General features: G+C 64.8%; 24 protein-coding genes. 22 read left to right on the top strand and 2 right to left on the bottom strand.

Features of this window, described 5'->3' with window-relative positions; genetic code table 11:
- Window positions 1-62: 62 nt before the first annotated feature.
- The 9 genes from AB433_RS20145 to AB433_RS15685 all read left to right on the top strand — a co-directional run bounded on the left by AB433_RS20145 (window position 63) and on the right by AB433_RS15685 (window position 7442).
- Window positions 63-1154: a hypothetical protein gene (locus tag AB433_RS20145; RefSeq protein ID WP_245626688.1), complete on the top strand. Its 1092-nt coding sequence runs from the start codon at window positions 63-65 to the stop codon at window positions 1152-1154.
- Window positions 1151-1534 (top strand): hypothetical protein, encoded by a 384-nt coding sequence (locus AB433_RS15720; protein WP_047822329.1) that lies wholly within the window; start codon window positions 1151-1153, stop codon window positions 1532-1534. Before AB433_RS20145 ends, AB433_RS15720 begins: the two co-directional genes overlap by 4 nt.
- Before the next feature lie 227 nt (window positions 1535-1761).
- Complete coding sequence (locus tag AB433_RS15715; protein WP_047822327.1) at window positions 1762-3912, top strand: ParB N-terminal domain-containing protein; 2151 nt, start codon at window positions 1762-1764, stop codon at window positions 3910-3912.
- Between the two features lie 148 nt (window positions 3913-4060).
- On the top strand, window positions 4061-4498 hold the full coding sequence (locus AB433_RS15710; protein ID WP_218916960.1) for a DUF6878 family protein: 438 nt from the start codon (window positions 4061-4063) through the stop codon (window positions 4496-4498).
- Window positions 4499-4508: 10 nt separating this feature from the next.
- The gene (locus tag AB433_RS15705) at window positions 4509-4883 is read left to right on the top strand and encodes a DUF6915 family protein (protein WP_047822323.1); all 375 of its coding nucleotides are present in this window, start codon (window positions 4509-4511) and stop codon (window positions 4881-4883) included.
- Between the two features lie 69 nt (window positions 4884-4952).
- Window positions 4953-5708 (top strand): hypothetical protein, encoded by a 756-nt coding sequence (locus tag AB433_RS15700; protein WP_047822322.1) that lies wholly within the window; start codon window positions 4953-4955, stop codon window positions 5706-5708.
- Window positions 5709-5794: 86 nt separating this feature from the next.
- Window positions 5795-5989, top strand: coding sequence for a hypothetical protein (locus AB433_RS15695; RefSeq protein ID WP_039577847.1), 195 nt, complete (start codon window positions 5795-5797; stop codon window positions 5987-5989).
- Between the two features lie 131 nt (window positions 5990-6120).
- Entirely contained in the window at window positions 6121-6639 is a 519-nt protein-coding gene (locus AB433_RS15690; RefSeq protein WP_053059216.1) for a hypothetical protein, read from the top strand.
- Window positions 6636-7442 (top strand): DUF7007 domain-containing protein, encoded by an 807-nt coding sequence (locus AB433_RS15685; RefSeq protein ID WP_047822320.1) that lies wholly within the window; start codon window positions 6636-6638, stop codon window positions 7440-7442. Before AB433_RS15690 ends, AB433_RS15685 begins: the two co-directional genes overlap by 4 nt.
- Before the next feature lie 74 nt (window positions 7443-7516).
- Here the strand turns inward: AB433_RS15685 and AB433_RS15680 are convergent, their stop codons facing one another.
- Window positions 7517-7939, bottom strand: coding sequence for a type II toxin-antitoxin system VapC family toxin (locus tag AB433_RS15680; protein WP_047822315.1), 423 nt, complete (start codon window positions 7937-7939; stop codon window positions 7517-7519).
- The gene (locus tag AB433_RS15675) at window positions 7939-8274 is read right to left on the bottom strand and encodes a type II toxin-antitoxin system Phd/YefM family antitoxin (protein ID WP_245626686.1); all 336 of its coding nucleotides are present in this window, start codon (window positions 8272-8274) and stop codon (window positions 7939-7941) included. The genes AB433_RS15680 and AB433_RS15675 overlap by 1 nt, the downstream gene beginning before the upstream one ends.
- A 111-nt stretch (window positions 8275-8385) precedes the next feature.
- Between AB433_RS15675 and AB433_RS15670 the strand changes: the two genes are divergently transcribed.
- The 13 genes from AB433_RS15670 (at window position 8386) to AB433_RS15620 (ending at window position 20253) form a co-directional block, all read left to right on the top strand.
- A complete protein-coding gene (locus AB433_RS15670; protein WP_053059215.1) occupies window positions 8386-12720 on the top strand; it encodes a strawberry notch family protein in 4335 nt (1444 codons plus the stop codon).
- Window positions 12721-12734: 14 nt separating this feature from the next.
- Complete coding sequence (locus AB433_RS15665) at window positions 12735-13787, top strand: DUF7146 domain-containing protein (protein WP_047822313.1); 1053 nt, start codon at window positions 12735-12737, stop codon at window positions 13785-13787.
- Between the two features lie 362 nt (window positions 13788-14149).
- Window positions 14150-15088: a DUF2493 domain-containing protein gene (locus AB433_RS15660; RefSeq protein WP_047824285.1), complete on the top strand. Its 939-nt coding sequence runs from the start codon at window positions 14150-14152 to the stop codon at window positions 15086-15088.
- Between the two features lie 83 nt (window positions 15089-15171).
- Window positions 15172-15453: a type II toxin-antitoxin system RelE/ParE family toxin gene (locus AB433_RS15655; RefSeq protein WP_039577863.1), complete on the top strand. Its 282-nt coding sequence runs from the start codon at window positions 15172-15174 to the stop codon at window positions 15451-15453.
- Window positions 15453-15755 carry a HigA family addiction module antitoxin gene (locus AB433_RS15650; protein WP_039577865.1) on the top strand — a complete coding sequence of 101 codons (303 nt, stop codon included), beginning with the start codon at window positions 15453-15455 and terminating at the stop codon, window positions 15753-15755. The genes AB433_RS15655 and AB433_RS15650 overlap by 1 nt, the downstream gene beginning before the upstream one ends.
- A gap of 6 nt (window positions 15756-15761) precedes the next feature.
- The gene (locus AB433_RS15645; RefSeq protein WP_039577866.1) at window positions 15762-16400 is read left to right on the top strand and encodes a plasmid pRiA4b ORF-3 family protein; all 639 of its coding nucleotides are present in this window, start codon (window positions 15762-15764) and stop codon (window positions 16398-16400) included.
- Between the two features lie 689 nt (window positions 16401-17089).
- Window positions 17090-17503 (top strand): single-stranded DNA-binding protein, encoded by a 414-nt coding sequence (locus AB433_RS15640; protein ID WP_039581728.1) that lies wholly within the window; start codon window positions 17090-17092, stop codon window positions 17501-17503.
- Window positions 17504-17941: 438 nt separating this feature from the next.
- Window positions 17942-18115, top strand: a complete 174-nt coding sequence (locus AB433_RS20885) for a hypothetical protein (RefSeq protein ID WP_167702736.1) — start codon at window positions 17942-17944, stop codon at window positions 18113-18115.
- 138 nt (window positions 18116-18253) lie between these two features.
- Complete coding sequence (locus tag AB433_RS15635) at window positions 18254-18466, top strand: helix-turn-helix domain-containing protein (protein WP_039577869.1); 213 nt, start codon at window positions 18254-18256, stop codon at window positions 18464-18466.
- Between the two features lie 186 nt (window positions 18467-18652).
- Window positions 18653-18916: a DNA -binding domain-containing protein gene (locus tag AB433_RS15630; RefSeq protein WP_047822310.1), complete on the top strand. Its 264-nt coding sequence runs from the start codon at window positions 18653-18655 to the stop codon at window positions 18914-18916.
- 131 nt (window positions 18917-19047) lie between these two features.
- A complete protein-coding gene (locus AB433_RS21360; protein ID WP_318286478.1) occupies window positions 19048-19395 on the top strand; it encodes a transcriptional regulator domain-containing protein in 348 nt (115 codons plus the stop codon).
- Window positions 19349-19858, top strand: coding sequence for a DNA -binding domain-containing protein (locus tag AB433_RS15625; protein WP_047824283.1), 510 nt, complete (start codon window positions 19349-19351; stop codon window positions 19856-19858). The genes AB433_RS21360 and AB433_RS15625 overlap by 47 nt, the downstream gene beginning before the upstream one ends.
- Window positions 19859-19989: 131 nt before the next feature.
- Window positions 19990-20253, top strand: coding sequence for a helix-turn-helix transcriptional regulator (locus tag AB433_RS15620; RefSeq protein WP_047822308.1), 264 nt, complete (start codon window positions 19990-19992; stop codon window positions 20251-20253).
- Window positions 20254-20256 lie beyond the last annotated feature (3 nt).

The raw sequence follows: 20256 nt of genomic DNA, 5'->3' as shown, positions 1-20256 counted from the left end.
GCGAGGCGCTGCCGCTGTTCGCCGACATGGTCGCGGCTGGGCAACACAGCGTCGACGAGGAAATGGCCCGCCGCGCCGAATGGTGGCCGCGCCAGCAGCAGGACCGCCGGGATGAGCGCGCCGCCGTATGGCGCAAGGCGCGCGCTCGCCTGTTCGCCATTCCGGCCGAACGCCGCCGCACGATCCGTGCGCTCTGGCGGGAATGTCCCTATCCGGCCGATCCCTATAGTTTCGCGGACTTCCTGCACCAGATCGAGGTGGGCAAGCTCGACATCACCCGGCCGGGCTGGCGTTTCCATGCCCGTGTCCAGCCCCGGGCCACGATAACCCCCAACACCTTCGAGGAAGCGTTCCGCCAGATCGGACGCCGCAAGGTCAATGCGGGCGGAGTGCCCAGCGACGCCGACACGCTGCTCTTTTGCGGCAATCTCGGCAAGGGCATCCTGTTCGTCGACCGGATTGTCGATCCGGGTGGGAAGCCAGGTATCACCTTCGATGTGCGCGGGGTCTGCTCCAGCGACGATCTCGCGCTGATCGAGCGGCTTGCTCGGGTCGCTGAGGAAACTGCGGTCACGGTGCGCCTGGTCGAGCGCGGGATCGCCCCGACCGAGGGTCGCGGTTGGCGCGCACCCCACCGGCTGCTGATCCTGTCCTGCTCGGCGACCAAGCGCCGGGACACAGGCTGGATCCATGCGATCGACCGCTACGATGGCCCGCTGTGGCAGACCGTGCGCGCGGTCAATCCCGACCGGATGCGGGTCAAGGTCGCGGTGCTCTCGGCCCGCTACGGCTTTCTCGATTCCCGCTCGCCTATCGAGGATTATGACGCCCGGCTAACCCCGGATCTCGCCCAGCGCATGATCGCGGGCGGAATGAATCGGCGCTGGCCGCGTCCGCCATCGGCGCGCAAGCCCGACACCTATGGCGAGTCGCCCGGTTGTCAGATCGCCTCGCTTTCCAACCACGGCACGCGGCCATTCACCGACGTCGCGCTCGCGGGCGGGCATCTCTACATCGCGTTGATGCGGGCCTTCCTCGACGGCTTCCGCAATCTGCGCTGCATCGCTCCGGACGCCCGTATCACCGAGATCAATGGCCCGATCGGCATCATGCGCCAGCAGATCCGGGGCTGGCTCGAGGAGAGCTGGCCGTGAACGGGCGGCCGCCCGGCGCGGGACATAATAACGGGCCACCGCTCGACGACGATCCCCCGGCGACCATTCGGACCTGCCGCTGGTGCCGCCACTGGTCGCCGCCTTCGGAGCGGGAGGAGCGTGACTATGAATATTTCAGGCTCGGCCTCTCGCGCCGCCGCGTGAAGCGGCCGAGCGGCGCCTGCAACCGGGTGCTCATGGCGCCGGGAAAGCCGCTCGCCTTCTCGGCCACGGTCGCGGAGTTTTCCTGCCTGAACTTCGCGGCGAAGCCATTGCTGCCCGTGGAGATACCCAGGCGCGGCGGCTTCGTCCGCATTTACGAGGGCGACAAGATTGTCTGGCGCGGCAATGCGGAGGATCTGCCCGAGGAATATCGCTGACGTTTTTCGACGACGGTTCCAGTCGCCGGATTCACCGGCCCCCCCTCCGTAGTTCCGTAAATCCGTCGATACGCATCTCAGCGGATCATGAAATCCGCATGGGCTGTGCTGGACCATATGCCACCTCCCGCATGGGCCGAACCATAGAGTGAGAGGAAGGCTCTGGTTTTCGTGACGGGTTGGAGGCTGGGAGAGAGTCTTCCGGCCGCCCGTCATGGAGACGTGTCATGGCGAAAGCCCCATCGAAGATCACCCTCAACCAGTCCCGGAACATTCCGTTCGACAGGCTGGTCCTCTCGCAATCGAACGTCCGCCGCGTGAAGCATGGCGTGACGATCGAGCATCTGGCCAATGATATCGAACGCCGCGGCCTGCTGACCGGCCTCAACGTCCGACCTGTGCTCGACGAGGCTGGTGAAGACACCGGCATGTTCGAAATCCCCGCCGGTGGCCGCCGCTACAGCGCGCTGGCGATCCTCGTGAAGCGCAAGCGGCTCGCCAAGGACGCCCCGGTTCCGTGCGTGGTCAAGGCCGCGAATGATCCGGTCCTGGCCGAAGAGGATTCGCTCGCCGAAAACAGCGAACGCGAGCCGCTCCACCCGCTCGACGAGTTCCGGGCGATGAAGACCCTGTTCGACAAGGGCGAGCAGGAGGAAGCGATCGCCGCCCATTTCCGCGTCACCCCCGCCGTCGTGCGCCAGCGCCTCAAGCTCGCATCGGTCTCGCCCACGCTGCATGAATGCTATGCCGAAGGCGACATGACCCTCGATCAGCTCATGGCGTTCACGGTCAGCGACGATCACCAGCGCCAGGAGGATTTGTGGGGGCAACTCGCGCACAGCAGCAACAAGTCGCCCTGGTTCATCAAGTCCAAGCTGCTGGAGGACAAGGTCGAGGTGACGGACAAGCGCGTCCGCTTCATCGGGCTGGACGCCTATATCGCTGCGGGCGGCGCCGGTCCGATCCGCGACCTGTTCGAACCCGACGATGGCGGCTGGCTCTCCGATCCCGCGCTGCTCGATCGTTTGGTCGATGAGAAGCTGCGCTCGGAAGCCGACACGGTCATGACCGAAGGCTGGAAGTGGGTCGAGGCGCTGGTCGATCTTCCCTATGGCTATGACGAGGACTGCCGCGCCATCGCCAGCCAGGTGCAGCCGCTGACCGAGGTGCAGGAAGCGCGGATCGTCGCCCTGCGGGCCGAGGCCGATGCGCTTGAGGCCGAGTGGGACGGCAAGCCCGATGTTCCGGAGGACGTGGAACTGCGTATCTCCGCCATCGACGCCGAGCTTGGCGTTCTCGCCCAGGGCAACCGGGTGTTCGATCCTGCCGAGATCGCCAATGCCGGCGTGTTCATCGGTCTGGAGGAAGACGGCACGCTCTATATCGACCGTGGCTATGTCCGCGCCGAGGATGAGCTGGAGGCTGACGATGCCGGCGAAGGTGGCGATGAAGCGTCCCATGCCGGATCGGATGACGCGTCCGATGAGATCGGCGGCGAAACGGCCGATCGCGAGTCCAGCACGGCCCCCTCCAGGCCCGCTCCGAACGATGACGATGATGACGGTGAGGTCATCAAGCCGCTCCCGGACCGTCTCGTCGCCGAGCTGACCGCCGCCCGCACGCTGGCGCTTCAGGATGCCTTCGCGCAGTCGCCTTCGGTAGCCTTCGCCGCCGTGCTGCACGCGATGGTGCTGTCGGTCTTCTACATGGGCCGCACCGAAAGCTGCATGGAGCTGGCGGTCCACCGCGTCTCCATGCCGTTCCAGGGCGCGGACCTGCGGAACAGTCCGTCGGCGGCATCCATCCAGGAACGGCACACCCGCTGGAAGGAGCGTCTCCCCCAATCCGACAAGGATGTGTGGGACGCGCTCCAGCAACTCGACGGCGGCGAACAGGCCAGTCTGTTCGCCCATTGCGCGGCCTATTCGGTGAACGCGCTTTGGGAGCCGGTCCCGAAGCATGGCGGCGGCCGTGTCTCGGCGCATGGCGTCGCCCGCCGTATCGACCATGCCAATGTGCTGGCGCGTGCCGTGGGTCTCGACATGATCGGCGCAGGCTGGCGTCCGACCTTCGAAAACTACCTCAACCGGGTCGCGAAGCCGCGTATCCTCGAGGCGGTCGCCGAGGCGAAGGGGCCGCAGACCGCCGGGCTGATCGACCATCTGAAGAAGGGTGACATGGCCCGCGAGGCCGAACGCCTGCTGGCCGATGCGGACTGGCTCCCCGAGCCGCTGCGGACGCCGGTCATCGAGGAGCCGCTGCCGCTGACGGATGAGGCGGACGCGCTGCCGACCTTCCTCGACGGGGATGACACCTTGGCCGAGCAGGAAGCCGCCAACGACCAGGAGGGCGACGACGAATACGCTATCGCCGCCTGAATGCTGGTGCGGGACGGGTCGACCAGTCGCTGCCCCGTCCCGCACCGACGTCTCACCTCAATCCCATTCACAGCCCGGCCACGCGCCGGGCTTTTTTCATTTTCGGAGATCGACAATGAGCAATACGCCTTTTGTTCCCACGTTCGACATGACCGCCTTCCTGGCGCGCCAGGCGGAATATGATAAACGAGCGAGCGAGATTTTTCCCGCCAATAAGGCTGCCGTCCTGTCTGTTCTGGCAGGATCTGGCATCACCCTTGTCACCGTGCGGTTCGATGGCAGCGGGGACAGCGGTCAAATCGAAGAGATTGACGCGCGTTCCGGTGAAAGCAGTGCCGACCTACCCGACACATCTGTCGAGATCGCCCGCTGTGAATTTCACGATGAGGAGGTCCGCCATGTAACGGTCCCGCTCCCGGATGCGATCGAGGCGATGTGCTACGACCTCCTCGAAAGCAAGCATGGCGGCTGGGAGAACAATGAAGGCGGTTATGGCGAGTTCACCTTCGACGTCGCCGCCGGGACCATCGTTTTCGATTTCAATTATCGGATCGAACGGTCTGAAAACCATTACTACGAGCTGTAGGGAGGCGGAGATGGGCCATTGCTATCATCACGCGCTCTCGTCCGTGCGGAAATGGGGCGGCTCGGCCGAGGATTATCTGCCGCTGCATCAGTGGTTCGACGAGTCCAAGGCGATCACGGCTGATTTCCGCCATCGCGCGCTGCGACATCATGCCGAGGGTATTTTCATGCTCGAACGCTTTTTCGGTGCGACGATCACCGTCTCAAGCGGGCGGGTCGTTCCGGTGCGACTGATCGGCGAACAGCATATCCTTGAAGATCTCGGCTTCATTCCGAGCTTCGCGGACTGGGTTCGCTGCATCCGGCCGCAGCCCTGGATGGGCCGAGCGCAGCCGATCCACAAGCTGGTGGACCCTTTCGCGATCGAAAGCCCGCCAGCGCCCTGATCCTCCCCTCACCACCTTTTCCCGAAAGCCCGGCCGCGTGCCGGGCTTTCGCGTTTCAGGAGACCCGAAATGGCTGATTATTTCTGTTCCACGGTGGTCCAGCCCACCATCCCGCTGAGCGCGATGACCCCGCTTGAGCGACTGATCCTCTCAAGCATCTTCAGCAGCGACACCGAAGGAGACGGCATCTATTTCTATGCCGAACAGGGCGCCAACGATATGCCCGCCTATCCCGTCGACGAGGTCCGCGCAGCGCTCGCCTTGTCCGGAGACGTTGAAAGCGCGGCGGCCAACGCGGTCCGCGTGGAGCTTGCCGAACTCGGCGAAGAAGGCGCCTATCTTCAACTCGACCTCTCGGTGTCCGGTTGGGAGGTGTTTTTCCAGAGCATCGTCCGGCGGACGCCCGCGCTCCCCTATGTATCGATCGTTTCGGCCTGGACCTGCACGAAAATGCGGCCAGACGGTTTCGGCGGCATGGCCGTGCTGATCACGGCCGACGACATCATGGCGCGCAGCACCGAGTCCATGCTCGATGAAATGCTCGGTATCGCCGAATATGGGCCGCTCGGCGTGGAGCCGGGTCTCGGCTCGCATGTCCTGCTCCGCCTCTGCGAGGAGCATGTCCGCGCGACCGTGGAAGTGGTCTTCGAGACGGAAGCGCCGGATGGTCTCCAGATCGCCGATGTGAGCAATGCCGATATCCGTCAGGCATCCCTCGATGTGAAGGCGGCCAGCGATCTCTCCCATGAAGAGGGAGAAGCCGCCTTCAAGGCCGCAACGCGAGCGATCTCGCTCGCCGCCAAGCGCAACCTCGCTGCCCGCTGAACGGTGCAGTCCGGCGGGTTGCTGCCGGCGAACATCGCCTGGGCGCTCTGCGCTCGGGTTTCCCCTCATAGAATGGAGATTGACCCGTGAAGATTTCCGACATCGAAAACGCCAGTCCGGAGGCGCTTGCGCCCTTGTTGCTCGCTACTCTTCAGCGCCTCGGCCAATTGGGCCGAAACGGCGCCGTCGCGCTTGCGCGTCTTGCCGAAAAGGATGACGCAGACGTGGAAGAAGCCGTGGAATGGCTGGCTGATATAGCCGCCGGGTCGCTGCGGGAGTGATCGGTCTGCCGTCGGCTCCGTCTCCGGGCCGGCGGCCAGAGTGAGAGGGTGGCGGGGAAGCGGGTGAGCCGGCCGGCTTGAGAGAGAGCGGTCGGCGGCTCGCTCCCTCGCTGCTCTCCCGGAGACCTCACATGACCGAAAGAACTGGCAACGCCTCTGTCGCGGGCGCGACGACCATCATTCTCGATGGCGACGCGGTTCACGCCGTGGCGCCACTCGGGGCCGTCCTGCGCTACTTCGATGGCGCCCCGCAGCCGCCGGCCCGCCACACGCGCAAGCTACGGGACTGGCAGACGCGCAACAGCACCGGCCGCCTCGTGGAGAAGTCACCGTCGGCGGCTCTTGGCGGCAGGACCTGCTCGGCAAGCTTCGTGCTCCATGAGGGCACCTTCATGTCCGGTATCGCGCCGGTCCTTGTCGTGCGTCGTCACTATATGGTCACGACGGACCTTCGCTTCGAAGTCGTCGAATTGCCGCAGCCGGGCATGGTGCGGGTTCTCACCCGTTGGAACGGCAAGGACGAGCTACGGCATCTTGCCGCCAATATGGCGGATGCCGAAAGCTGGGCGGCCCGGAACCGCTACTCCAACCTCGTCCTTCAGCTTGTCGAGGATGAGCCCGTCGTCTCGACCATCAGGAGGGCGGCATGAACCCGGCGCCTTCTGTCCCGGTCACCTACGGCCGCACCGCTGACGGCGATCTCGCCGCGCTTGTCGACGACACCGCCTATGCCGCCATTCCCGGCCCGCGCGGACTCCGGATTGCGAACGCCTGGCGGCTCAGCAAGCCTATGAGCCAATGGCGGCGCGATGATTTCCATGGCGCAATCGCCGTTGTCGCGGATGCAGTAGGTTTTCATGACCATATCGCCGAACTGGTCCAGCACCGGGAGGAATTGCTGCGGTTCGAACGCAAGCGTGGCGATGGCAAGCTGTCGACGCCGTGGGGCCAATCTCAATCGAGTGAGATCTATGCCGATGGGGTGGTCTTCCATTCCACGGCGAGCCATGGCGGCTTCAAGCTCGATCGCGCGCGCAACGCGAGAATGCCCGCGGCCTTGCGGGTTGCCGGGGGCTGGTACGAGGAAGATGCAGAATGGGCGAAGGTCGCGACTGGCTTTCCCGATCTCTTCACGGCCTATGAACGGCGTCACGCTGAGAAGACCCTGCGCGACTATTATCCAAATTGTTGGGAGGCGATCCACGACCGTTTCCTGGCGCCCGGTGAATCCGTCGAAAATGACCGGCGACTCTTTGGCGAGAAGCACCGGCACGATTGGGTGGTCGTATCGGCGATCCGATCCAGGGAAAAACCTGGCATGACGGATTGCATCGCCCGGCTCGGCGGGCGACGCGATCAGGGTCATGAACGGCGCTTCCGCGTTCCATCCGATGAATATGTCGCTGAGCGCTTCGGGTTTGTAATCGACGAGGCCCGGCACCTGGAAGTCTGATTTATCTGGGCGGCTCCGTCATGGGGTCGCCCATTTTTTCGTCCGCCGTCCAGAGTTGGACCATATGGCAGGTTCTACAGAAGCGACGTCACCGCGCCGAGCGCGGTCCCTCCTTCGGCCAAACGGCGATCCAGCGTGCAAAGCCTTGCACCCCGCTCCGCCGCGATCGCCAGATGCAGCGCGTCACCGGCACGCAGATTCAGCGAAAACTGATCGGAGAACAAAGCTGCGGTCCGAAAATTGGCAGAAGCCACCGGCACGATCGTCAGGCTTTCGCTGCAAAGCCGTTGAAACTGGCTCAGCACCTCGGCGCGTTGAGCCGAATCGAGCTGGCCTGTCCGCACCTTGATCGACAAGGCGGATGACATCTCCGTCACGACCCAGTCGCTGATGATCAGTTCCTCCGGGTCTTGCCCGGCCAGCCATTCCTGAATCTCCGCCGTGCGGGCCTCGTTCGTCAGCGCCGCGATCAGCAAAGACGTATCGAGATACAGCATCAGTAACGATCACCATCGCGCATGGCGCGCGTGAACCTGTCCGCGCTTTCGCTTTGGACCGGCAGGGAATCGGTCAGTTGGCGCAGCCGGGTGGCATCGATCGCCTTGCGCGGCCGTTTGGCGGCCTCAAGGCGGGCCACAGGCTTCCCACGGCGCAGGATATCGATCGTGTCGCCAGCAGCAGCGCGATCGACCAGTTCGCTCAAATGAGCTTTGGCGTCCGCCAGATTGATTCCATCCATGACTCGCTCCTGACCATGTAGTTGGTCACTTATAGGTTTTTTCGGCGAGAACGGCAACGCCGCAGTCTGGGGGCTGGTGGATGCGGCAAGCATCCACACCGGACCACCGGAGAGGAAGAGGATGGCCGGGACGGGGTGAGCCTGGCGGTTTGAGAGAGAGGGTCCGCCGGCTTCGACCCTTCCGCCTCTCCCGGAGCATCCTCGATGACCTTCAACCGTTCCACGGCGCTCGCCGCCGTGCCGTCCGGCGCTGCGCGTCAATTCGCCGACACCGCCGAGAAGCTGCTTGCCGCCGCGCAGCTCATCCTGCCCCACCTCGAAAACGGCCGTCCCGTCGATGCGCCCGCGTTGCGCTGCGCGATGGAAACAGCGTTCGGCGGGTCCGACGCCGAAGGGCTGTGGGATTGGAAGATGGCCTATGACGCCTGCGAGGCCGCGCAGATCCTGTTTCTGCGTAAATACGCCAATACGCTGTTCCGCAAATACGCCGATCCGCACGCCCGGCTTGCGCTGATCGAGAAGATCGCGGGGCTGATGCCGACCCACACCCGGCGCTCGGAAACCTCGCAGGCGCTCCAGCAATTCTCGACACCCGCGGGCCTCGCCTATGTCGCCGGCGTCGCCGCTGGCTTCCAGCCCGGCGAGCGGATGCTCGAACCCTCGGCGGGCACCGGCCTGCTCGCGATCCAGGCCGAGATCTCAGGCGCGCGCCTGATGCTGAACGAGCTGGCCGAAACCCGCGCCGCGCTGCTTGACCTGCTATTCCCGCAGGTCAGCGTCACCGCGCACGACGCCGCCCATATTCACGACTATCTCGATCCGGCCGCCGTGCCGGACGTGGTGGTGATGAACCCGCCCTTCTCGGCGATCGCCCATGTCGAGGCGCGCATGAAGGATGCGGCGCTACGTCATATCGGCTCGGCGCTGGCGCGCTTGCGGCCCGGCGGTCGTCTCGTGGTGATTACCGGCGCTTCCTGCGCGCCTGACAATCCCGCCTTCACCGATGCGTTTGTCGCGCTCCAGGAACGCGGCCGCGTCCTGTTCTCGGCGGCGATCGATGGACGGGTCTATCGCAAGCATGGCACCACGATCGACACGGGGCTGACCGTGATCGACCGCACACCCGCCGACGATCCGCGCCACTTTCCTGACGCTCCCGGCGTTGCGCCCGATACCGCGACCCTGCTCGGCTGGGTGCTGGCTCAGGTCCCGCCGCGCTCGCCCGCGCCCGATACGCCGCCGCCCAGCGCGCCGCTCGCCGTGCAGGCGATGGCTGCTCGCCCGGTACGCCCCGCCGCAACCGCCCGGCCTATCGCGCCGACGCCTGTGATCGAGGGCGTCGAGCTGGCCTATACGCCGTGCGTTGAAGCTGTGCCGGATCATGGCAATCTGACCGATGCAATCTACGAGCCCTATGCGCTCCAGTCGATCCGCATCCCCGGCGCCAGGCCGCATCCGACCCCGCTTGTCCAGTCGGCGTCGATGGCCTCGGTGCCGCCGCCAGCGCCGAGCTACCGGCCCTCGCTCCCGGCGCATCTGGTCGGTGACGGCGTTCTTTCCGATGCCCAGCTCGAATCCATCATCCTCGCGGGCGAAGCGCATGGCGAGCATCTCGCGGGCGCGTGGACCGTCGACAAGACCTGGGACGTCGTCACCGCGGCGCCGGACGATGTGGAGACCGCCGTCCGCTTCCGGCGGGGCTGGATGCTGGGCGACGGCACCGGCGCGGGCAAGGGCCGCCAGGTCGCGGGCATCATCCTCGATAACTGGTTGAAGGGGCGTCGCCGCGCGGTCTGGGTCAGCCGGTCGGAGACTTTGCACCAGGACGCGATGCGCGACTGGGAGGCGCTCGGCCAGGAGCGCCTGCTGTTGACGCCGTTCTCACGCTACCGGCAGGGCACGCCGATCACGCTCGATGAGGGCATTCTGTTCGTCACCTATGCGACGCTGCGCTCGCAGGAACGGGCTGAGAAGGCGAGCCGTGTCCAGCAGATCGTCGACTGGCTCGGCTCCGATTTCGACGGCGTAATCGTGTTTGACGAATCCCACGCAATGGCCAATGCCGCCGGCGGCAAGAGCGAACGCGGCGACCAGGCGCCGTCGCAGCAGGGCCGGGCGGGGCTCCGGCTCCAGCACGCGCTGCCCGACGCGCGTATCGTCTATGTCTCCGCGACCGGCGCAACCACCGTGCAGAACCTCGCTTACGCCCAGCGGCTCGGCCTGTGGGGCGGCGACGATTTTCCGTTCGCGACGCGCGGCGAGTTCGTCGGCGCGGTCGAGAATGGCGGGGTCGCGGCGATGGAGGTGCTCGCCCGCGATCTCAAGGCGCTCGGGCTCTATTCGGCACGTTCGCTGAGCTTCGACGGCGTCGAATATGACATGCTCGAGCATCAGCTGACCGAGCCCCAGATCGCGATCTACGACGCCTATGCCGGGGCGTTTCAGATCATTCACAACAATCTCGACGCGGCGATGCGCGCCGCCGGCAGCAACCTCAACAGCCAGGCGAAGTCGGCCGCGCGCAGTGCGTTCGAGTCCGCCAAACAGCGCTTCTTCAACCATCTCATCACCGCGATGCAGACCCCGGCGATGATCGCCAGCATCGAGCGAGACCTCGAAGCCGGGCACGCCGCCGTGATCCAGATCGTCTCGACCGGTGAAGCCCTGCAGGAACGCCGCCTCGCCGACATCCCGACCGAGGAATGGGACGACGTTCGCGTGGACGTGACCCCGCGCGAGTATGTGCTGTCGTACCTCGAGCACAGCTTTCCGGTGCAGCTCTATGAGCCGTTCACCGACAGCGAAGGCAATCTCTCCTCCCGGCCCGTCACCGACAAGGACGGCAATCCGGTGATTTCGCGCGAGGCGATCGAACGCCGCGATCGGATGATCGAGCGGCTCGCCTCGCTGGCGCCAGTCCCGGCCGCGCTCGACCAGGTGCTCCACCACTTCGGCACCGACACGGTCGCAGAGGTGACGGGCCGGTCGCGGCGCATCGTCAAGCGGCGCGGGTCGGACGGGATCGACCGATTCGTGGTCGAGAACCGGCCGGGCTCGGCGAACATCGCCGAAACCGACGCCTTCCAGAGCGACGCCAAGCGCATCCTGATCTTCAGTGACGCGGGCGGCACCGGGCGCAGCTATCACGCCGATCTCGGCGCGAAGAACCAGCGCCTGCGGGTCCATTATCTGCTCGAGGCGGGCTGGAAGGCCGATAATGCGATCCAGGGCTTTGGCCGGTCGAACCGCACGAATCAGAAGCAGCCGCCGCTGTTCAGGCCGGTGACGACCGATGTGAAGGCGCAGAAGCGCTTCATCTCGACCATCGCGCGTCGGCTCGATTCCCTGGGGGCGATCACGCGCGGCCAGCGCCAGACCGGCGGCCAGGGGCTGTTCCGGCCCGAGGACAATCTGGAATCCTGGTATGCGCGCGATGCACTGCGCCAGCTCTACCGGCTGATCTTCAGCGGCAAGGTCGAGGGCTGCTCGCTCGGCGAGTTCGAGGCCGCGACCGGCCTGACGCTCGGCGACGAGGGCGGTCTTCGGGACGAACTGCCCCCGATCACCACCTTCCTCAACCGGATGCTCGCGCTCACCATCGATCTCCAGAACATCCTGTTCACGCGGTTCGAGGATCTGCTGACCGCCCGCATCGAGGGGGCGATCGCGAGCGGAACCTATGAGCTGGGACTGGAGACGCTCCAGGCCGAAAGCTTCAAGATCGTCGATCGCGCCACCATCTATACGCATCCGGGCACGAGAGCGGAGACGCGATTGCTGACCATCGAACGCAAGGACCGCAACAGACCGGTGACGCTCGACGAAGCCTTCGGCCATCTGCGCGATCGCCGCGCCAGATTGCTGGTCAACGCCCAGTCAGGGCGTGCTGCGGTGCAGGTACCGACGCGCGGTCTGCAACTTGATGACGGGAGCATAGAGGCGCGCATCCGGCTCGTCCGGCCGATGGAATCGACGCCGATGCCGCTTGCCACCATGGCGGAAACCCAATGGCGCGAAGCCGATCGAGGCGAGTTCGAGCGGGCATGGGAGGCGGAACTTGCCGATGTGCCGGTGTTTGCGACCAGCACCATGCACATTGTCGCCGGGCTTTTGCTGCCGATCTGGAAGCGACTGCCGCAGGAATCCACGCGCGTCTATCGGCTCCAGACCGACGATGGCGAGCGGATCGTCGGGCGCCGTGTGTCGCCTGCCTGGGCGGCGACCGCGAGCGCGAACGACAATGGCCCGGTGCTCGCGCCCGACGCCGCGTTCACGGCCCTGATGGATGGTCAGGCCATCCTCGATCTCGCGGAACGGCTCCAGCTTCGCCGGGTGCGTGTCATGGGCGTGAATCGGATCGAACTGGACGGCTTCACCGACACGATGCGCGACCGGCTGAAGGCGATGGGGCTGATCTCGGAGATCATCTCCTGGAAGCTGCGGCTGTTCGTCCCGACCGGAAGCGATGGCCCGACCGTGCTCGCCCGACTGCTGGATCGGTATCCGCTTCAGCGGGTCGGCGAGCGCCATGCGGCGTGACGGAGGGATGTGAGATGAAGAACTCCGCCACCGAGATATCGCAGCGCCTCGCCGATAATGCCGAGAGTGTCTGTCGCCGCTATCTGTCGAAAGGACATCGCGAAGGCCGGTACTGGCTGGTGGGCGATGCCCGCAATACGCCCGGACGCAGCCTCTATGTCCGTTTGGTCGCCTCTCCCGATGGAGGGGCGGCCGGTAAATGGACTGATGCCGCAACCGGCGACCATGGCGATCTGCTCGATATCATCACCATTGCGGGAGGCCATGCGCGGCTACGCGATACGCTGGAGGAAGCCCGGCGTTTTCTCAGCCTGCCGCAGCCATCGCCCCGGCAAGAGGGCGCCGGGTCCCGGCGGGAGCGCAAAACGCCGTCCGGCACGCCGGAGGCAGCTCAGCGTCTGGCGGCTGCTTCCCAACCCGTTGGCGGCACCCTTGTCACGGACTATCTTGCAGGGCGGAGCATCGGACCGCTGCAAGCGGGCGATCCGCTGCGCTTCCGTCCGCGCTGCTACTATCGGCCATCCCGGAAGGATCCTCCCGGCACCCGTCGGGCCTGGCCGGCGATGATCGCTCTTGTCACCAATCTGGCCGGCGCGATCACAGGCGTGCATCGCACCTGGCTCGATCCCACGACGATCGATAAAGCGCCGGTCGCCTATCCACGCCGCGCGATGGGCCATCTGCTCGGCCACGGCGTTCGCTTCGGGCGCGCTGGCGCGGTGATGGTCGCCGGCGAAGGCATCGAGACAATGCTATCGCTCCGCACGATCATGCCTGCATTGCCAGCGATCGCGGGGCTGTCGGGCGTCCACCTTGCAGCCATCCGGTTCCCGCCGGATCTTCGGCGCCTCTATATCGCCCGCGACGCGGATTCCACCGGAGCCGCCGCCGAAACCCTGTTGACCCGCAGGGCTGCGGAGGTCGGGATCGAGGCTATCCCGCTGGCGCCGATGCTCGACGATTTCAACTCGGACCTGCATGGCCTGGGGGCGGATCGGCTGCGAGCGCATCTGGCCCCTCAACTGCGGGACGAAGATGCCGAGCGTCACCTTCTCCTGTCCGGCTGAAGGCCGGGAAGCGGGAGTTCAGCTTTGTCGTCACCGGCGAAGCTGTGTCGCGTCATAGGCGCCATTTTCGCTGAAAAGGCCGCGCCCACGCCTTCATAGAGGGCGACAGGAGCAGCGGGCGTCCGGCGAGCACAACGGACAGACGGGGGCTATTTTCCGCCGCGCCCGCGAGCGGCCGCTTTGCATCGCGAGGCAAAATAGCCCCTTTGTCCGTCCTCCGCTTTGCTCCGGCCGCCATCACGCGCCCGAAAGGGGCGCGCGCACGCTTGGCGCTTGGCGGTGCGCGCGCCGTCCGGCCCGCTGCCTTTCGTCGCCATGAAGGCCGCGAGGGTCGCGGCTCCCAGACGAAAAGGCGACATCCCGTGAACGACAGCAACGACATCCCCGCTGACGAGCCCGAACACGCCCAATCCCAGACAGCCTATCTGCTCGAGGAAATGCAGCTCTATGGCTATCGTCCCTTCGAAGATGAACCAGATCAACGTCCGCTGCCCGAATCCCGCCTCGTCGATGTTGCAGTGGCCGATATGTTCGATGGTATGGTCTCGGCGCTGATCGACACCCGGATCGAACCCGACCTCGAAGACATCCTCTGGGGGCTGGTCAACGTCTTCCACAACGGCATCCAGCGGGTCGAACGCGAACTGGACGATAACGAAGTGGCGCAAAAGCGGATGCAGCGCGAACAGGACGGCTCGGAGGTCAATTCGGTCGAGCTGGAGCGCGCGATCGCCGAGGGCGTGACCATGATCGAGCGGCGCGACACGTTCGAATATCTGCGCGATGCCGCCGCCGACCAGTACCGCACCTTCACCAAGAAGCCCTGGCTTCCCCGGTCCGGCTCGAAGGTCAATCGCAAGGCGCTGACCTCGGCGGTCATTGCCAGCAAGGACTTCATCAACGACCGCAAATGGTCCGACAAGCAGGTGCTTATGCCGAAAGGCGTCCGTATCGCGGTCTCATCCGGTCCGGCGTTCAACGATACGCGGCTGATCTGGTCGACGCTCGACAAGATCCGGGCCAGGTTCCCCGACATGGTTCTGATCCATGGCGCTACCGAAAGCGGCGGCGAGCATATCTCGGTCCTCTGGGCCGACCAACGCGGCGTGCCGAGCGTCCCCATCAAGCCCGACTGGAAACTCGGCAAGGCCGCGCCGTTCAAGCGTAATGACGAGATGCTGGCCGCCATGCCCAAGGGGCTGGTGGTGTTTCCGGGCACCGGCATCCAGTCGAACATCCGTGACAAGGCCAAAACGCTCGGCATCAAGGTCTGGGATTTCCGTCATCTGGGCGGCGCGTAAGCGCCGCCCATCGGCCACGTTCGACAGCAATCCGTGTCAACCAATCATTGACACGGACTTTCGTGTCGCCTATCTGTTGACACGTGGAAATTGATAGCATCAGGCACAAGGCGCTGCGACGACTGGTCGAAAAAGGCAGCGCCAGGGGCGTGATCGAGGCGGAACGCGTCATTGATATGATCGCCTTCCTGGTTTCGTCATCCAGCCTGGATGAACTCTCTGTTCCACCAAACTTCGGTTTCCATCCCCTGACAGGGGACCGCAAAGGCAGCTACGCCATGACGGTGACGAAGAATTGGCGGCTGACATTTACGATGGTGGACGACTCCACGATCGCGGATCTTGATTTGGAGGATTATCACTGATGGCTATCAAAGTTCATCCTTCGATCCATGTTCATCCCGGCCCCTGGCTCAAGCGCCAGATGGTCGAGCCGCATGGTATCAATGTGAAGGAGCTGGCGCAGCACTTCGGTGTCTCGCGGCAGAATCTGAGTAATGTCCTGAACGGGCACACCGGCCTGACTGCCGATATGGCGATCCGCTTCGAGAAGGCATTTGGCCTGAAAGCCGATACGCTCATGCGGATGCAGGGCGCCTATGATCTCGCCCAGGCACGGGGCCATGAGGACGAGATCAAGGTGTCAGCATTATCGAAGGCGGCTTGAAACGCGATGTTCGAAGCTCCCAATGCCGCGCGGCTCAAGATATCCATCAACGGGATTGAACCCGAAATCTGGCGCCGCATCATCGTGCCGGGCGCGTGGAACCTCGAACAGCTTCACCTGGCGATCCAGGCCGCGTTCAATTGGTGGAACTATCATCTCCACGAGTTTGAGATAGGCGGACTGCGCTATGGCGATGCCGCTCTTGCCGAGGATGGCTCGGTCGAGGGGGATGCGCGAGTCTTCGACGAACGCGCGGTGCGGATAAGGGATTTCCAGGGCGCCGGGATTGTCTTCAGCTATCTGTACGACTTCGGCGACAATTGGCGGCATCAGGTCGAAATCGAGGAAATGGTCTTTCTCGATACGCCCCCAACCCACGCAACCTGCATCGATGGCGCACGCGCTCGGCCGCCCGAGGATGTCGGCGGCATTTCAGGATATGAGCAATTTCTAGAGGTGCTGGCAGACCCGAAAGACCCCGAATACAGAGAAACCAAGCGGTGGTGCGGCGGATATTTCGACCCTGAGTGGTTCGATATTGCGATTGCCGACAAAGATGTTCGCGGCGCTTTGAAGCCGAATGTGAAGCGGCGTCTTCACCAGCCCAAGCCCAAGGCAACGCGACCTTCATCCACAGGTCGCTGACCGATCCCTTGAGCGCGGCCAAATTGCCAGACAAGGCCGATCGCGCCGCTTGGGCCGCCTCTGTTCCATTCAGAAATGGATATGGTCTGTCATAGCTTCTCGGCCATTCCCGTTCGCTCCAGGGCAGCTTACCCCGTTCGATCGATGCGCTCGGCGCCTTATCGCAGGCGGCGCGCGCGCCGGCTGGCTCGTTAGTCCCACCTTGCTCCGGAAGCTGCCGGAAGCGTCGGCTTTCCCGTGGCGCGCCGGAACGACTACCAGCCATTGAACGGATTTGATCGCAAGTCGGTGGTTTGACGGTGAACCAGGTCAGCGCGAAGTCGCTCGCCGGATATCCGGGGCCTTTGGCCAGTGCCGAAAGCAGGTGTGTTTGTTTCCTGTAGGGCTGCAAGCCGGTTCGCTCCCGTTCGCGAGCCAGCCTTGTCGCTGTTCTATTCGCATCGATCTCCGTCCTGCCTCGACCGAGGGGGCGGTCCCTTCCGACTGGCGAATCCCTAAGTCCGTTCCGTTTCCGCCAGCAACCCCGGCGGCGCCGGACCGAGTTGCCGCTGCGCGGCTGCCCGCACCACTCCCGCGCCTATGGGGTCAGGCCGCCGCCTGAAGGCGGCGATGCGGACGGCACCGGACGGCCTTTGATCGGGCTTCGTCGGAGGGACGGTCCCTCGGACTTGAAGCAACGGAGCAATATCATGCAGAACATCGTCATTCTCGCCGGCAATCTCGGCGCAGACCCGGAAAGCCGCACCACCCAGGGCGGCACCAACATCACCACCATTCGCCTCGCCACCTCGCGTCCCCGCTACAAAGACGGAAAGATCGTCCGCGATGAACAGGGTCGCCGGGTCCAGGACACCGAGTGGCATCGCATCACCTGCTTCAACGGCCTCGGCAAGACGGTACAGGAGCATTGCACGTCGGGGATGAAGCTTCTGGTCCGGGGCCGCATCCATTACACCCAGTGGACCGACCAGCAGGGCAACGACCGCTATGGCTGCGAGATCATCGCCGAAACGGTTGACTTCCTGAGCCGCGGCAAGCCCGCGCAGAAGGATGAAGGTTACACCGGGAACTACAACGACCTCGATGACGACATTCCGTTCTGATCGGGACGGAGCGGCCCGGCGGAGCAATCCGCCGGGCCTCTTTATTTGCCGACGCCCGGAACCAGCCGCCCCGGATCGCCCCCGCGGAAAACCGACCTTGCGTGTCGGTCTGCGTCCAGATGCATGACACGTCCGCCATACCCTGACCATCGCTGCCTGGACCGAAGCGAGACCGGGAAGGATGAGGCAGTGTCCACCCAGCCGGACCCGGTTTGAACGAACCTCCGGCGGTTCCGATTCCTCGCAGGTGCCACCGCCGCTCTCATTGGCTCTGATCCTTGGTCAGACCCATGGCTTCGCCATCAACCCATAAAGGGTCCGCTACGCGCAGCGTGCGGCCTTCGGGCTGCGCCCGTGCGGTGATTGCAGCCATGCGCCCGACACTTCGGGAGCCTGTCGAGCGGGGATGGTCCCCGCGACGAAAGACAGGAGCCCGCAATGTCCAAGTCGCTCAACACCGTATCCGCCTATGCCTGGAGCCTCGCGCGCAGCCTCATGGTCAATATCATCGTATTCCGAACCGAAGGCGGCCTGTTCAGCGCGATGCCGGCCAGCGAATGGGACGGCGATTCGGCAAGCATCGTTCTTGAGTTCGATCCCTTTGCCCGGTGAGACGGACGCGGGGCCGCTCGTCGGCCCCGCGTTCCTTGAATGCGTAGTGGCGGATTTCCGCAGATACGCCGTTACGTAGATACGATTCCCTAGTATATTAGGTGGCCATGGGTTAGGCAGAGCGGCGACGTCCCCCGCATGAGCTTGCGGGAGATCGTCGCCACCAACTTGCGTCACATGCGTCATGCCAAAGGCTTGTCGCAGGAGGAACTTGCGGATCGTGCAGGGATCAACCGCAACTATGTTGGAATGCTGGAGCGCGAAGAACACGCGGCGACCGTCGATATGCTCGAACGGATCGCGACGATCCTCGACATTGACCCGATGGAATTCTTCCGCAAGTCGAGCTGATCTTCATCCGTTATTGTCGGGACGACCGGTGCGCAGGGTGTTCCACGACCCGCGTCTCCTTTGCGGAAGGTTCTGGCAGTGGGCGCGATTTGCGGGCCGCGCGCGAGGCGCTTATCCCATCGGTCGCATAACCGGGCTCCGTGTTCGGGACAATCGCAACGCCTCCTGGGCGCCAGGTGTCGCGCAATGACCATTCCTGCATTTGACGACGCGCCTCCGCAGACAAGACGGGTGAACCCCTATGACGAACGGCATTTCGTTACCTATCTGCGCCTGCTCGAAGCGGATGCCGAGGGCGCGCACTGGCATGAGATTGTCCGCGTCATATTTGGCCTTGATCCGGCAACAGATCCCGAGCGCGCCTGGGGCATCTACGAAACTCACCTCGCTCGCGCCAGGTGGATGACCGAAGTCGGATATCGTCATTTGCTCGAAGGGCGCCCCCGGTAGAGCCGTCGCGACCGCCGACCGGGGTTCGCTGCGCCGTGCGCGCAGGTTCGCCCGCAAGGCGTTGAATTCATGCGCTCGGGCGGTTCTTCTGGCGTGGGTGAGCGCAGGCAAGCTCGCTCTCCTGACCCCGAATGCGGGATACAGGGAGAGGTGCGATGCCAACTGCCAGCGATTGGCGGTCGCAAGCGATCGCCGGGGCAACCGCCAATTTCGATTACGCGGACTTTGCGCAGGAGTTCCTGCGGCACAACAAGAATTACCGCCGTGACTATGATCGGATGACATCGACGAGCGCGGACGGTGCACATCGGGAGGAGACCCTCAGCGCGGACTTCGTCCGGCGCTGGGGGTTGGTGTTTCCCCATCGACCCTTATGTGTCGGCCGCAGCCGCGCCCGCGCTATGGCGACCCGACGTCGCGCCAGGCACAGTCGTGCTGGCGCCTCCGCCCCAGGGTTGTGCCGCCGCGCCTGCGTTTGATCCGGCCGATCTCGGCCCGATCCTCGCCGATCACACGGACCAGAGCGGTCGCCATCTCGTTATCGACGATCCCGGTGGACGCCTGCGCCTGTGGCTGTCTGATCCCGCTATGCGCGCAGGCACGGTCATCGCTCTCACTCCCGACCGGGACTATCCATTGCGCCGGGCCGTCGCCGACCGCTTCCGGCGCCGACTTCAGGGCGCGCCGCGCGGCAAACAATCCGCCGCTTTCCGGCCAACGGAATTTCAGCGCCTGCGCCTGAGTTTCCTGCTGCACCTGTTGGGTCTCCTCGCGGCTGGTCTGAGCACCCGCGAGCTGGCCGACGCCGCGGTTTATCCCGGCCTGGAACTGCATGGTTCCAACTGGCGCGCGGCCAATGAACGCCGGCAGGTTCAACGACTGCGCGACGAGGCCATTCGGCTCAGCGAGACCGGATATCTCGATCTGCTCCGGAGCCGGTGACGCTCTACGCCGGTGCGACATTTCCCGCAGGCTGATTTTGCCCTCTCTCCCGGCATAGGCGGCATACGCCAGCCTTGTCTCCAGTACCACGCGCCTTGCCCTCGTGGCCCGCGCTTCGACGGAGACCGATCATGCAGCCTGACGCCCCAGACACTGCGCCGCGCTTTCTGCGAACCCCCGATGCTGCGAAGCGTCTCGGGCTGTCGCCGCGCACCCTGGAAAAGCATCGCTGCTTCGGAACCGGCCCCATCTACCACAAGCTCGGCGGACGCATCGTCTACACGGTTGCCGACATCGACGATTGGGCGGCGGCCGGGATGCGGCGCTCGACATCCGATCCGGGACCTGGCCTGGCCACGACAAGGCGGCACGCCAGCGGGACGCGCGGGCGATAATCC

Origin of the sequence: Croceicoccus naphthovorans (genome assembly GCF_001028705.1) — a bacterium.
Taxonomy (GTDB): domain Bacteria; phylum Pseudomonadota; class Alphaproteobacteria; order Sphingomonadales; family Sphingomonadaceae; genus Croceicoccus; species Croceicoccus naphthovorans.
The sequence above is the reverse complement of the archived record's forward strand: the minus strand, read 5'-3'. Positions and strand labels throughout refer to the sequence as shown.

Bases quoted from the DNA above. Each gene is read 5' to 3' on its own strand.
- AB433_RS15635 (WP_039577869.1), top strand. From the start codon at position 18,254: ATGAGCTTGCGGGAGATCGTCGCCACCAACTTGCGTCACATGCGTCAT.
- AB433_RS15710 (WP_218916960.1), top strand. From the start codon at position 4,061: ATGACCGCCTTCCTGGCGCGCCAGGCGGAATATGATAAACGAGCGAGC.
- AB433_RS15640 (WP_039581728.1), top strand. From the start codon at position 17,090: ATGCAGAACATCGTCATTCTCGCCGGCAATCTCGGCGCAGACCCGGAA.
- AB433_RS15705 (WP_047822323.1), top strand. From the start codon at position 4,509: ATGGGCCATTGCTATCATCACGCGCTCTCGTCCGTGCGGAAATGGGGC.
- AB433_RS15650 (WP_039577865.1), top strand. From the start codon at position 15,453: ATGGCTATCAAAGTTCATCCTTCGATCCATGTTCATCCCGGCCCCTGG.
- AB433_RS15675 (WP_245626686.1), bottom strand. From the start codon at position 8,274: ATGCTTGCCGCATCCACCAGCCCCCAGACTGCGGCGTTGCCGTTCTCG.
- AB433_RS15670 (WP_053059215.1), top strand. From the start codon at position 8,386: ATGACCTTCAACCGTTCCACGGCGCTCGCCGCCGTGCCGTCCGGCGCT.
- AB433_RS20145 (WP_245626688.1), top strand. From the start codon at position 63: ATGGCCCGCCGCGCCGAATGGTGGCCGCGCCAGCAGCAGGACCGCCGG.
- AB433_RS15685 (WP_047822320.1), top strand. From the start codon at position 6,636: ATGAACCCGGCGCCTTCTGTCCCGGTCACCTACGGCCGCACCGCTGAC.
- AB433_RS15690 (WP_053059216.1), top strand. From the start codon at position 6,121: ATGACCGAAAGAACTGGCAACGCCTCTGTCGCGGGCGCGACGACCATC.
- AB433_RS15715 (WP_047822327.1), top strand. From the start codon at position 1,762: ATGGCGAAAGCCCCATCGAAGATCACCCTCAACCAGTCCCGGAACATT.
- AB433_RS15620 (WP_047822308.1), top strand. From the start codon at position 19,990: ATGCAGCCTGACGCCCCAGACACTGCGCCGCGCTTTCTGCGAACCCCC.
- AB433_RS15630 (WP_047822310.1), top strand. From the start codon at position 18,653: ATGACCATTCCTGCATTTGACGACGCGCCTCCGCAGACAAGACGGGTG.
- AB433_RS15680 (WP_047822315.1), bottom strand. From the start codon at position 7,939: ATGCTGTATCTCGATACGTCTTTGCTGATCGCGGCGCTGACGAACGAG.
- AB433_RS15700 (WP_047822322.1), top strand. From the start codon at position 4,953: ATGGCTGATTATTTCTGTTCCACGGTGGTCCAGCCCACCATCCCGCTG.
- AB433_RS15645 (WP_039577866.1), top strand. From the start codon at position 15,762: ATGTTCGAAGCTCCCAATGCCGCGCGGCTCAAGATATCCATCAACGGG.
- AB433_RS15665 (WP_047822313.1), top strand. From the start codon at position 12,735: ATGAAGAACTCCGCCACCGAGATATCGCAGCGCCTCGCCGATAATGCC.
- AB433_RS20885 (WP_167702736.1), top strand. From the start codon at position 17,942: ATGTCCAAGTCGCTCAACACCGTATCCGCCTATGCCTGGAGCCTCGCG.
- AB433_RS21360 (WP_318286478.1), top strand. From the start codon at position 19,048: ATGCGGGATACAGGGAGAGGTGCGATGCCAACTGCCAGCGATTGGCGG.